We start from the raw sequence: 13,701 nt of genomic DNA on the forward strand, positions 1-13,701 counted from the left end.
ATTAATTTCCTGGTGCAAAAGGAAATTTCAATGATTTAAAATAGTCTAAAGACTGTGTTGCTTTTTCGACGCCTAAAGGTAATTCCCTTCCTGAATATTGCTGAAAATAGAGCAAACACGCATCCCGCCACCATTTTGCTTCTTTATGCTGAATTTCCAGCAACATCTGAACCTCCGTAAAACGTTCATCATCAACATATTTTTGCGATTTATTCCAGACGTTTTTCATTGCTGCTACCTGATTTACGCCTTCCTGATATTTCAATGCCAAACCATTCCAAAGTGTCTGACCGTTTTTTAATTTATAATCCCAGGAAGCATGATGAAACCATAACAAATCCTTTTCAGGACAGGTTTCGAGATTATCAAACATTTTTTGAACTTCGGGAGCGTATTGCGCTGTAGCATTGGTTCCGGTTTTGGAGCGGTCGAAACCAATTCCGTTTTTATCGGCTTTGTGATAATAAACGGGATTCCATTCTGGTCTTGACAAATTTGAAACCCACGGCCCCGGACCGTAATGATGTCCCGTATCCATAATGTGATGCAAACCAAGCGGTGTCATATAACTTGCAACGGCTTCCCGTGATTGCATCATCATTTCTTTTACCGGTTTTATAAAATTTACATCGTTAGAAAAAGTGCATCGCAGCCATTCATCAGCAATGGTTTCCGAGTCTAAATACGGATTCCAGGCCAATCTTCCAAAGCCGTACCAATTTGCCTGCGCAAAGGGATGTCCCGTCCAGTTTAAATCATTCCCAATATTAGAAACTCCGGCAATTCCGGTTAGTTTTGTTTTTGTTAAAGAACCATCAATAACTTTAGCGACAGTTGTCCCTTTTCCTTTTTGATAGGTATCTGATTCTAAAACTTCCTGAAATAATTTGGGCAGAAAAACCAGATGTGTGCTAAAACCCAAATATTCCTGAGTGATTTGAAATTCCATCATCAAAGGTGTTTTTGGCATCGCGCCAAACATGGGATGAAAAGGTTCACGAGGCTGAAAATCAATTGCTCCGTTTTTTACCTGAACAATTACATTGTCTTTAAATTTTCCATCATAAGGCACAAATTCGGCGTAAGCCTGTTTGGCACGATCGTTTGCATCATGTTCAGAATAGACAAAAGCACGCCACATAATGACACCTCCAAAAGGGGCAACAGCATTGGCCAGCATATTGGCGCCATCTACGTGATCTCTGTTATAATTTTGCGGTCCGGGTTGTCCTTCTGAATTTGCTTTTACCAGAAACCCTCCAAAATCAGGAATCCTTTTATAAATTTCTTTGGCTTTATTTTCCCACCAGGTAATGACTTGTGTATCTTTGGGATCGGCTGTTTTTAAACCTCCAATTTCTATTGGTGCCGAAAATCGTGCGGTTAAATAGACTTTTATTCCGTATGGTCTGAAAACATTGGCCAAAGCTTCAACTTTTTCTAAATATTGAGGCGTCAGAATTAGAGCGTTTGCATTTACATTCGTTAAAACCGTTCCGTTAATCCCGATTGAGGCATTTGCCCTGGCATAATCGATATAGCGCTGATCGATAAAATCAGGCAATTTTTGCCAGTTCCATAACGAAAATCCGGCGTAACCCCGCTCTACAGTTCTGTCTAAATTATCCCAATGATTTAAGATTCTGATGTTTGTTATGGGTGAATCAGTAACGTTTAAATTTTTAATGGATTTGTGGGTTTGAATCAATCTCAGGAAATTGTAAACGCCATATAATACGCCAATATCTTTTTTTCCTGTAATGACAAGTTGTTTTTTGTTTTTTATCGAAATGGATTTAAGGATAAAACCTTCGTCATTTATTTGATCGAAATCCCCGATTTCCTTTTGAATTTCAGGAGTTAAAAATTCTTTTGAACCGATAATAATGTTATGATCTCCCGTAATTACTGAATTATTTTCAAATTTCTTTCCTAACATTTCCTCCAAACCTGATTGCAATTCTGTAAAGGCAATTTTTACAGTCCCTGATTTTTCCAGAGAAACAATTTCTTTAATAGTAGCAAGGTATTCTGTTTTTAAATTGGCGTTAGCAACCTTATTGTATTGCAGCCATAATTTATAATCTTTTTGAGCTGATGAAGACCAGCAAACTATAAAAAATAGGGAGATAAATTGGAGAAGTTTATTTTTAAGATGTGCCATTTTGCTTTTCTATCAATTTAATATTAAAGTGCAAATCACAAATTCTATTCAAAATAATTATAATTAGCAAAAAAAGTGCTAAAAAATATGATTTTATAAAAAAATAAGTTAATTGCAATCGGTTGTGCTAAAATACAAAAATATGGGAATAAAAAAATAAAAATTGATTTTTTTAATTTTGATCAGCTTATTTATAAATAGAAAATGAAAATCTCAGCAAAAGAATTATAAGAGAATTTGACATAAAAAAACCTGCCAATATTTAAATTAACAGGCTTACAGTATATTTAAAAAGAGAATATTATATTCTTCTGGAGGATTCACGTATAAGAACTTGTGTATTTAAAAATGTAATTTCTTTAGCATCTTCTTCCTTCACCGATTTTAAATTTTTAATAATAAGTTCTGCTGCCGCTTTCCCCATTTTTTCGGCTGGATGCGTTATAGTAGAGATATTGGGTTCAATAATTTTAGAGATTGGATCGTCGTTAAAACCAATAACCGCAAACTCTTCCGGTATTTTAATTCCTCTTTTTTTAGCTGTCTGTACGGCACTTACAGCCAAAATATCTCCGGGCGCAAAAAGACCATCGGGACGCGTTTTTAAATCAAATAATTGATTACAGGCCTTTACCCCATCTTCATAAGTCATTTCCTTTAGATTTATAATCAGCTTATCGTCGATAGGAAGTTCGTGTTCTAATAAAGCATCGACATATCCCCTTTTTCGCTCATTATAAAGTGTACCAAATTCTGATCCTGCAGTTAAATGTGCAATTCTTTTACAGCCTTGTTCAATAAGATGTTTCGTTGCTTTGTAGCCCGCCAGGTAATTATTTATTACTACACGAAACGTATCATAATCTCTGGGAACTCTGTCTACAAATACAAGGGGAATATTATTATTAGAAAATTGTTTAAAATGAGATGTATCCTTCGTCTCCATGGCAAGAGAGCAGATCACTCCGCTTACTCTGTTACTATATAAAGATTTAGCCAGATTCACTTCCATTTCGTAGGAATCATGCGATTGCATAATAATAACTGAATATTCAGATTTTTGAGCCGTAATTTCGATACCACTGATTAAAGAAGACAAAAAAGGCTGTGTTATGGTTGGAATTAAAATACCAATAGTTTTTGATGTGTTGCCACGCAAACCTGCCGCCAGAGTATTGGGAACAAACCCCATTTCCTTCGCCGTCTGCTTAACTTTTTTAATGGTCTTATCACTAATAGTATGATGATCTTTTAAAGCCCTTGAAATCGTTGATGTCGCAAGATTAAGCTTCTCTGCAATATCATATATCGTTACATGTCTGTGTTCTTCCATCATTATAATACTAAGATCGTAAATGTAATTATTTTAATGATATATTAATACATTCTGTACGGATTTTGCATATTGCAAACCTCTAATTGGTTGCCTGATACAATGTCCTTTTTTAAATATTTCACCAAACATAATTTTTTTATTTTAAAAAAAGTTATTTCTTTACACAATCGGTTGTTTTTTTACTTAAATTTATAATGCTGCATTTTTAATATTAAAAACTAAAAAGTTTATGAAATCACCAAAATCCAGATACCTTTTATTATTTTTTATCACCTGTTTTTGCTTTGGACAAGAAAAATCAGGAAAATTTTTATTTCAGGACCCTAACCTCTCTTTTGAAGAACGGGTAAATGATCTCGTGGGCCGGTTGACACTGGAAGAAAAAGTGTCTCAAATGCTCAATTCAGCTCCTGCAATTCCTCGTTTGGGAATAATTGCCTATGACTGGTGGAATGAAACCTTACATGGTGTAGCCAGAACTCCTTTTAAAACAACGGTTTACCCGCAGGCAATTGCTATGGCGGCAACATTCGATAAAAATGCTCTTTTTAAAATGGCCGATTATTCCGCGCTGGAAGGCCGCGCCATTTACAATAAGGCTTTGGAATTAAACAGAACCAATGAGCGTTATATGGGTCTTACTTACTGGACGCCTAATATTAATATTTTTCGCGATCCACGCTGGGGACGCGGACAGGAAACCTATGGTGAAGATCCTTATCTAACGAGTATTTTGGGTGATTCATTTGTGAGAGGGCTTCAGGGAGACGATCCTAAATATTTAAAAGCAGCGGCATGTGCCAAACATTATGCCGTACACAGCGGTCCGGAATCGTTGCGACATACCTTTGATGTTGACGTAACGCCTTATGAACTTTGGGATACTTATCTTCCTGCTTTTCAAAAATTAATAACAGACTCAAAAGTAGCGGGCGTGATGTGTGCTTACAATGCCTTTAGAACACAGCCGTGCTGCGCCAATGACGTTCTGATGACAGATATTTTACGTAATCAATGGAAATTTGATGGTTACGTAACCTCAGACTGCTGGGCAATTGACGACTTTTTTAAGAACCATAAAACGCACCCTGATGCAGAATCAGCTTCAGCAGATGCTGTTTTTCATGGCACTGATATTGACTGTGGTACAGATGCTTACAAAGCTTTGGTTCAGGCAGTGCAACATGGAAAAATCAGTGAAAAACAAATTGATATTTCTGTTAAAAGGCTCTTTATGATCCGTTTCAGACTCGGAATGTTTGATCCTGTTGCCATGGTTAAATATGCGCAGACACCTGCATCGGTTCTCGAAAGCCCTGAGCATGGTCAGCATGCGTTAAAAATGGCCAGAGAATCAATGGTTTTACTGCGCAATGAAAAAGATATATTGCCGCTGAGCAAAAAATTAAAAAAGATTGTAGTTCTCGGTCCCAATGCAGATAATGCTATTTCAATATTAGGAAATTACAATGGAACTCCCAGTAAATTGACAACGGTTTTAAATGGCATCAAAGAAAAGCTGGGAAATAATACGGAAGTTGTTTATGAGCAAGCTATTAATTTTACCAATGATACTTTGTTAGTATACCAAAATCTAAAAAATCAATATCATTACGAAGGAAAAGCGGGGTTTAAGGCAGAATATTTTGACAATGTCGATTTGTCCGGGAATCCTGCTGCGGCAAGAATTGAACCGGAAATTAATAACTTTTGGCAGGAAGGTGAAGCTGTTCTGAAAAACATTAAGGCCAATCATTTCTCTGCCCGTTATACTACAAATTTTACAGCAGACAATGATGGCTCGATTACATTTGAACTCAGCGCTGACGATGGCTACCGTTTTTTAATTGATGGAAAGGAAGTGATTAATGCATGGAAAAAAAACAGATGGGGAGAAAAAACATTTCAATTAACTACCAAAAAAAATACAGTTTATAAGCTAGTTTTAGAATACTGGCAGGGCGAAGGAAAAGCAAACGTAGCCTTACGTACCGGAAATTTTGTAAAAACTGATTTTGCGAAATTAACAGACCGAAACAAAGATGCCGATGCTTTTATATTTGTTGGCGGAATATCACCTCAGCTCGAAGGCGAAGAAATGCCAGTTAATTTTCCAGGCTTTTCTGGTGGTGACCGTACCTCTATCCTGCTTCCTGAAGTACAAACTCAATTAATGAAAGCGCTAAAAGCCTCAGGAAAACCAGTCGTTTTTGTAATGATGACAGGAAGTGCCATCGCAATTCCGTGGGAAGCAGAAAACATTCCTGCAGTGCTGAATGCGTGGTACGGAGGTCAGGCAACAGGAACTGCAGTCGCTGATATTCTATTTGGAGATTATAATCCGGCGGGCAGACTACCTGTAACTTTTTACAAAAGCGATTCAGACTTGCCTGCTTTTGTTGATTACAGCATGAACAACAAAACTTATCGCTATTTTAAGGCGAGTCCGCTTTTTGGTTTTGGATATGGCTTGAGCTATACTTCTTTTAAATACGATCAATTAACTATTCCTTCTAAAATAAAAAAGAATGAAATTGTTCCGGTCTCGGTAAAAATAACCAATACCGGCAAAACAGAAGGCGAAGAAGTGGCCCAATTGTATATCATCAATCAGAATCCGGCTGTAAAAGCACCACTGAAAAGCCTAAAAGGATTTGAACGTTTTAATTTAAAACCAGGCGAAAGCAAGACCGTCACTTTTAATCTTTCTCCCGAAGACCTTTCTTATGTTACTGCCGAAGGAAATTTACAGCAATACGAAGGTAAAGTTAAGCTTGCTATTGGCGGTGCCCAGCCAGATGAAAAAAATCAAATGAAAAGTAACATCCTGTCTCAAATGATTCTGATAGAGAAATAAGCAGGCATAACAAAATCGAATGGTCTTCTTTAAGGTTATGAGTTGTCCTGAAAAAGGTTGACTGGTTAGTAATAATAAAATTAGTTAAATCGGAGCAGAATTAGTTTCGCTGAGAACAGCGCCCTAGGTTTTCCTTCTTTATCGTTAAAATGATCCTATAGAAAAAGCAAAAAAAAGCAAAACAGAATAACTTCCATTTTGCTTTTTCGTACTTAAAAGTGACCGTTATTTTTTAAATCTTAGATTTTTCTGGTTTTGTTCAGCTCGTCAATAAAGGGAATAGTATCCTGTATTTCGGCCCTGATAGCGGTTTGAAAATAAACTTCCAATTGAATGAACTTAGCGGCATCTTTGGCACCAATTACTTTTTTAGCCTTTTTGTACGTCTTGGTGTAGAGCTTTTCATACTCCAGGTTATTTTTTAGGGCAGCTGTCGCCAGCTCGTCTGCTTTTTCATCGGTAAGCTGTAAATAATTCGCACCATAATTTTCAATAATCTGCAATTTCTTAACTCCAAGATTGGTGCGTTCTGTTTCATAATCCTTGTAGATTTTATCGAAAAGGCTCAATTTAGGTTCTGTTAACTGCATGACTTCGTTGATAATCTCAGCCTTTGAGTGGCCGTATAAATTTTGGATTACCGTGATGTCATCCTGTGTCTGGGCGCTTAGGGTATACGAAAAAGCGAATACCAATAATAAAAGTAATTTTTTCATAATTTTTAATATTTAAAAAGTGAATAATAATTGAATCCTCTTCTAACCGCTACTGAAGTATCTCCTGCGTATCGGTTTCAGGTGTATCGGTTTCGTTCAGCCAGGCAATAAATAATTTATATCCAATTGAAAATACAATAGGTCCGACAAACAATCCAATAAATCCTGACATGATAAAACCTCCAATGACTCCCAAAAAGATGATCAGCATGGGAACCAAAGCACCTTTTCCCAATAAAAGCGGTTTTAAGACATTATCAGAAAGTCCGCTGATAATAAAGAAGACCGTCCAGAAAATCGCATAACCGGAATCCCCCGTTGAAAAAAGATAGGCAATAACACCGATATTAATAATAATTGGTCCTATCTGTAAAATGGAAAAAATCAGGCATAGCAATGTAAGTATCCCGGCATACGGAATTCCTGCCAGATAGAAGCCAAAAGCCTGGATAATGGTCTGAATGATGGCCACTCCAAGAATGCCTTTTACCACCTGATGAATAGTCGAAACCGCTATAACCAGAATTTCATCTCCCTGTTCTCCGGCAATTCTTCGAACAAACTTTGTCATTAGATTTTTGGCACTAGTAGAAACCAATAAAATCCCGGCAATGATTACAGACAGGAGAAACTGCAAAAAAGCCATTGTTGAACTCAGCACATTACCCATAATTCGGGAAGAGACTTCTTTTATTTGCACTTGATATTTTAATAAGCCCTGCTGCAGGTCAGTTGACAGTGAATGTAAAAACTCATATGCCGATTTGCCGATTACAGGCCAGTCTTTGATTTTATCGGCAGGTGGTGCCACTTTAAGTGTTCCGGCTTCAAAACTGTTTTTCAATTCCGAAAAATTAGCTGTCGCGGCATTTAAAAAATAAACCACAGGCAGGAGCATCAATGCAATTATGGCAATTGTAATGAGTATGGAAGCCAAAGTTTTACGGCCTTTTAGTATTTTTTGAAGGAAATTAAAAAGAGGATAAAAAGCCACAGCCAGAATCGCTGCCCAAATCAGGGGCATAACAAATGGCAGCATCAGTCTGAAACAAAAACCGACAATCAGGATTATAAAAAACAATTGTATAATTGTTTCCAAAAGTTCTTTTCGTTTATTCAAATTAGTATTTTTCATTGTTTATATTTTTATAAAACATTAAAATATTATTGATTTACTATTCTTTATTCTGGAAAAAATTAGCGTCAGAAACCAGTCGGCCTATCAGAATTACGGGGAATAAAACACCAATAAACGCTTCAATCTGAACGAGTGATCTTGCAACAGGATGTAACGGCACAATTTCCCCAAAACCTGTAGAGGTTATAGTAACATAACTGAAATACATAAAATTAGCCTGATCACTATTTATTTTAAATTGGGAAGGCGTTAACTGAAAAGATCCTTCTATTTGTTCAAAAAGAAATAAATAAGCAACACACCAAAGATTAGCGAGTAACATATACACGGCTATGGAACCAATAATTTTATAAGCCGTTACAGGCCCCGGCTCAAAAACTTTAATTAAAACTAATACAATGAGTAAGGAAAGTGTGGCGATTGTTAAAACAAAATCGGCAACCAGTATAACAGTACTTTTGTTAAACATGCTGATCCATTGACAGACTATAAACAAAAACGGCAGGATTGAAATACGAATGGCCTGTTGTTTATTTTTGGCTAAGGAGTAAATTCCTGCCAACAGCAATAACATCCAAAAGAGGTTTAAAATCACCATAAAAGAGGCACGACTGCCAAACAACGGAATTACTATAAAATGCATGATAAACAGAAGTATTAGCATACCGCTAAGTCCGCTTTCTTTGATCCAGAAACAATAGAAAAACCGATTTTCTTTTGGCTTTATCATGATGAGCTGATTTAAATAGGTATTGGCTCCAACTCCACTCTTCTAAGTGGTCTGCGCCAGAGTTTAAAAAGCAGGATTATAAAAATGGGTAAAAAACAAACGGCCGACATGACCAGATAAATGTCTTTGTACGCCAGTAAAATGGATGCCTGCGAAGTTTTATTGGACAGACTTTTCTCTGCTTTTTTCTGTGCTTCCGCTTCCGACAATCCCATAAATAAATAATTTCTTTTGGTATTGGCCAGTTGTTTCTGCGCTAATTGATTCACTGCTGTTAATTGCTGGCTAAGCCCTGTTTTATGCTGCACATTCAAATTGGAAATAAAAGTTCCTAAAATGGCACTTCCGAGTAAACCTGCAAAAACGGCTTGTGCAATGATTCCGGTCATCATGCGCGAAGCACTGAGTTTTGGAGGAACCCCTTCTGAAATATAAAGCAATGAGATCGGAAAAAGAAACCCCATTCCGAGTCCTTTAAAAATCAAGGGAAGAAAGAAATCCGAGGAATCAATTCCGGGATAAAACCTGAAAAAAAGAATCATATGATAAAATCCATAACAGGCAAAACCCATAATCCAGATCGTGGCAAGATAGGTTCTTTTGTATAGGAGATAAGTCGATAACGGAATCGAAATGCACAAACCAATCAGTAAGGCCAGGTGTGTTCTGGCTCCGGACACTGAATCAAATCCGAGAACATTGGTCATATATCCGGTGACTACACTTCCGGTTCCGTTCATGACGCCAATATAAAACATTAAAAAAGCGCCTATAACCACATTTTTATATTTATAGACACCGGGATCAATTACAGGATCTTCGGTAAAACGGGCATGTATGAGATAAATGCCGAGAATTAGGAATAATAACGCTACTGCCAGGCCTATTTTAGGATCGCTAAACCAGTTTCGGCTTTGTCCTTCGGCACTTAGAAAAAGGACAACGGTAAAAAATAGAATCAGGATAATCCAGCCCCGCCAGTCAAATTGAAAATTAGTTTTCATGGGCGCAACATCGGCTTTATAAAAATACCACGCCAGAATAATACAAATTAAAAAGTTGATATTCAGAAAATAAATTCCAAAAGTCCAATTGTAAAAACTGGTAAAATGTGCCCCAAAATACTGGTAAACATGCTGACTTCCTTTTTGAATAAACTGCAGGATTCCGTATAGCAAAGCCATATTAAAAGCCGGATTGTATTTTAGCAAAATAGGCACCATCGAAGCAAATATGCCTATTACCGAAATAATTGCCAGAAGAGAGCGCCAAAACGTAAACCACTCGATACTACCTGCAAACAAAGAAGCCGTATTGAATATAATCGATAAAAAACTTGCCGATAATATCATGGTGCGTACCTTAATTTGTTTCCCCAATTTTAACCCCAAAGGCATAAAAGCAAGCATTACAAAAATTGGAATGTAGATAGAATATGTAAAAACGGTGGTAGATTCGCCGAAATGACCCAGAATCTGAGAATTATCATAAGCAGTCACATTCAATCCGTTAAAAAAAGGAATGGTCAGGACATATAATCCGATGAGAGTAAAAATGCTTCCTTTTTTTCCTGCGAACATCTTTTATTTTTTTACGTCGACTGTTACATTCATTCCCGGTTTCACTTCTTCCAAATCCTTGGATGAAGCCTCAAAATCAATTCTAACCGGGATTCTCTGTGTGATTTTTACGAAATTTCCGGTGGAGTTATCCGGCGCAACCATCGAAAATTTAGCACCGGTCGCGGGAGAAAAACCGGTTACTTTTCCTTTAAATTCTTTACCGTTAAGGGCATCTATGGTTATGGTAACGAGTTGTCCCTGTTTTATCTTCTCTATCTGTGTTTCTTTAAAATTGGCGGAAACCCATAATTTCTGTGTCATTACAATGGTAGCAATTGTTTGGTTGGCGTTTATCAATTCTCCGATAGACAAATTGCGCTCGCCCACAAAACCATCGGACGGAGCCAAAATAGCGGTATAAGACAATTGCAGTTTTGCGGCATCCAGATCTGCTTTTCTTCTGGCTACGGTTGCCCGCGAGGCTTCCAGATTAATGCTGCTTTGTCTCGTAACAGAGCTGCTGGCCTCTACTCCTTTTTCGCCTGCTTTCAGATAGGCTTCTTCAGCTCGTAATTTTGATACTACCTGATCGTATTGGTTTCGTGTTACGGCTGAATCGGCATACATTTTTTTGAAACGTTCATAGTCTTTTTGGGCTTTTTCCAAACCAGCCCTGTCTCCGGCCAGTTTTTCTCTTCCGGCGGCCTGATTGGATGCCGACGTCGTTATGGTTTGTTCCATCGAATGAAGGTTTCCTTCGGCTATAGCCAAATCTGCCTCGGCCTGTTTTACCTTAATAAGATATTCCTCAGTATCCAGAATTACAAGTGTATCTCCTTTATGAACCAACTGATTGGATTCAAATCTTATTTCCTTTATATGACCCGTTGCCCGTGCCGAAACATTATTAATATAGGCTTCGACCTGAGCATTATTGGTCGTTTCATACGTATTGAAATCAAAAAATAAACTCAAAATCCAGAAACCTCCTGCGATCAAAAAAATAAAAGAAAGAATCGTTAAGATCTTATTTCGCTTTTTTTCTTTTTGAATGGTTTCATTTTGTAAGTCTTCCTCGCTCATAATATTCTTTTATTAAAGTTTACCCATTGCAAATTGCAGGGAATAATACTGAATGATTAAATCTAAATTGGCATTGACAAGTGAAATTTTTGAATTATTTAGTTGTAGTTCAGCATCTACCATATCGCTGATTAACGCAAAATCATTTTCGTATCTGCTTTTTACAATTTTATAATTGCTTAATGACAGCTCAACATCTTTTTTATAGGTTGCTATGTTCCTTTTACTTTCGGCATACTTGACAAACGCAGTTTTGACTTCTCGATCGATTTGATCTTTTGCAGCGCCTAAAGCAATATTGCTTTTCTCAATTTGCAATTTATCTCCTTTAATACGATGTTTTAAATTATAAAAACTGGAGATGTCCCAATTTAAGGAAATGCCTGCAGCCCAATAATTAATAATATTGACATAATTAGGCCATTGCGCAGGGTACTCGGTATTCAGAATCAGATTGGCATTTAAAGTCGGTTTAAATCCGCCTTTTGTGATATCTAAGGAGGATTGGGAGAGTTCTATCCCTATTTCAGCCCGTTTTATTTCTTCCCTGTTTTGATAGGCTTCGTCTAAACTTTTTTGCAGGTCGACTTCTTCTAATGGGATTGTATTTTCAGAAACTTGTGGTTTTAAAATGGTATTTGTCGGAAGGCCAATTAAGATATCCAGATAGTTGCTGACCAATTCTATATCGTTTGTATTCCTGAAAACCGAAACTTTAAAATTCGATTGCTGTAATTCGCTTCTGAGTAAATCGCTTTTTAGATTCTGTCCATTTTCTACACGGGATTTCAACTGATTAATTCTAAGATCTGTATTGATAATATTTTGCTTCGTAACTTCTATTTGTCTGTATAATTTTTCAAGCGTAAAATAATATTGCGTTATAGCATGCTTGACATCTGCCTGCGTCATTCGAACCACTGATTCCTGCATCCTGGTAATCAGTTTTTGCTGTTCGATTTTGCTGTTAATTACACCACCGCTATAAATAGGCATTGTAGAAACGATATTGGCAAAAGCCTGCTGATTATAATAATCTACCCGAATGCTCCTTTCATAAAACCCTTCGTATATTTTAGGATCTCCAATATAAGTGTAGCCTCCGCTTAATCCCAGACGGGGAACTTTGGCGATTTTTGACTGACTGACATTTTCCTGTGCAATGGCAACATCTGCGTTAGCCATTTTAAGTTGCCGATTATTTTGAATCCCTAATTGAATTGCTTCCTCCAATCTGATGTTTTTTAGTTGGCCAGGACTATCATTCTGGGCAAAATTTTTCGCGCAGGTGAAAAAAAATAAAATTAAAATTACAGGTTGAAATTGTAGTTTTTTTAATAACAATAGATTCATCGATTCTTTCATTTTAACAAGGGTCATGTATTACATAAAACAAATAACTATTATTATGCGTAAAAGAGTTAAAAAACACAGACAACGATTATTCGTTTCATCAATAAAGACTAGATTAACACAATTTTATGTTAATTTTTACGAATATAAAAGTAGTAAAAATTTCGTTATATAAAAATAAATTACTAATATTGAGGTACTTAAAAAAATTAAAACTATGCTAATAGAACTTGCTTTAACAGGAAAATTCATTGTTGACATTGTGAAAAGATTAAGAAATGACAAAACATTTCGAACTTTAGGTTTTTTACTTTTTGTACTTATTTTGGTCGGTACCATGTTTTTTTGGCTGGTCGAAGATTTGCCTTTTCTAAAAGCAGTCGCCTATTCTGTAGGAACGCTTTCCATGAACAGTCCTTATGACAGTACCGTAACATTCTCGACCATAGGTGTCGTTTTTAATATCATTTACATTTTTATTGGTGTTGGTGTTTACTTAATTTTTGTGATTGAAGCCGGAAGAACCATTATTGCGGCACATGAAGATTTTGAGAAAAAACAGGCTGAAAAAAAAGCCCTGAAAAAAGCCCAAAAAGAAGCGGGACTACAGAAATAATTCAATCTATTTTTTGTTTAGATAATATAGATAATGATTTTAAAGATACCTTTTTGGTTTGTTTTGCTGTTCCTATTAAGTTGTTCTCTTGATAATTTTTAAATAAGAGAAAGCTTTTAATTTCAGTACTATTAATTCTTGTTTTA

10 protein-coding genes are annotated in these 13,701 nt (G+C 36.5%); 2 read left to right on the plus strand and 8 right to left on the minus strand.

The genetic code is table 11. The annotated features are described in order from the left end of the window. Position 1: 1 nt before the first annotated feature. Both HAV12_RS18560 and HAV12_RS18565 read right to left on the minus strand, forming a co-directional pair. Complete coding sequence (locus HAV12_RS18560; protein WP_171570962.1) at positions 2-2,164, minus strand: alpha-glucuronidase family glycosyl hydrolase; 2,163 nt, start codon at positions 2,162-2,164, stop codon at positions 2-4. Between the two features lie 301 nt (positions 2,165-2,465). Then, positions 2,466-3,497, minus strand: coding sequence for a LacI family DNA-binding transcriptional regulator (locus tag HAV12_RS18565; RefSeq protein WP_132038259.1), 1,032 nt, complete (start codon positions 3,495-3,497; stop codon positions 2,466-2,468). Between the two features lie 232 nt (positions 3,498-3,729). Between HAV12_RS18565 and HAV12_RS18570 the strand changes: the two genes are divergently transcribed. Continuing rightward, the gene (locus HAV12_RS18570; RefSeq protein WP_171570963.1) at positions 3,730-6,357 is read left to right on the plus strand and encodes a beta-glucosidase; all 2,628 of its coding nucleotides are present in this window, start codon (positions 3,730-3,732) and stop codon (positions 6,355-6,357) included. Positions 6,358-6,596: 239 nt separating this feature from the next. On the opposite strand, the gene HAV12_RS18575 is transcribed toward HAV12_RS18570, so the two are convergent. The 6 genes from HAV12_RS18575 to HAV12_RS18600 are packed head-to-tail and all read right to left on the minus strand — an operon-like array spanning position 6,597 to position 12,819. Beyond that, positions 6,597-7,073 carry a hypothetical protein gene (locus HAV12_RS18575; RefSeq protein WP_171570964.1) on the minus strand — a complete coding sequence of 159 codons (477 nt, stop codon included), beginning with the start codon at positions 7,071-7,073 and terminating at the stop codon, positions 6,597-6,599. Positions 7,074-7,122: 49 nt separating this feature from the next. Continuing rightward, complete coding sequence (locus HAV12_RS18580; RefSeq protein WP_171570965.1) at positions 7,123-8,208, minus strand: AI-2E family transporter; 1,086 nt, start codon at positions 8,206-8,208, stop codon at positions 7,123-7,125. Positions 8,209-8,248: 40 nt separating this feature from the next. After that, entirely contained in the window at positions 8,249-8,941 is a 693-nt protein-coding gene (locus tag HAV12_RS18585) for a potassium channel family protein (protein ID WP_171570966.1), read from the minus strand. 11 nt (positions 8,942-8,952) lie between these two features. Further along, a complete protein-coding gene (locus tag HAV12_RS18590) occupies positions 8,953-10,521 on the minus strand; it encodes an MFS transporter (RefSeq protein ID WP_171570967.1) in 1,569 nt (522 codons plus the stop codon). A gap of 3 nt (positions 10,522-10,524) precedes the next feature. Continuing rightward, the gene (locus HAV12_RS18595; RefSeq protein ID WP_171570968.1) at positions 10,525-11,586 is read right to left on the minus strand and encodes an HlyD family secretion protein; all 1,062 of its coding nucleotides are present in this window, start codon (positions 11,584-11,586) and stop codon (positions 10,525-10,527) included. Positions 11,587-11,598: 12 nt separating this feature from the next. Beyond that, positions 11,599-12,819: a TolC family protein gene (locus HAV12_RS18600; RefSeq protein ID WP_171570969.1), complete on the minus strand. Its 1,221-nt coding sequence runs from the start codon at positions 12,817-12,819 to the stop codon at positions 11,599-11,601. A gap of 337 nt (positions 12,820-13,156) precedes the next feature. On the opposite strand from HAV12_RS18600, the gene HAV12_RS18605 reads away from it, so the two are divergent. After that, on the plus strand, positions 13,157-13,555 hold the full coding sequence (locus HAV12_RS18605) for a hypothetical protein (RefSeq protein ID WP_171570970.1): 399 nt from the start codon (positions 13,157-13,159) through the stop codon (positions 13,553-13,555). Positions 13,556-13,701: the final 146 nt, after the last annotated feature.

The sequence above is a fragment of the Flavobacterium sp. CLA17 genome (assembly GCF_013112255.2).
GTDB classification, from domain to species: Bacteria; Bacteroidota; Bacteroidia; order Flavobacteriales; family Flavobacteriaceae; genus Flavobacterium; species Flavobacterium circumlabens.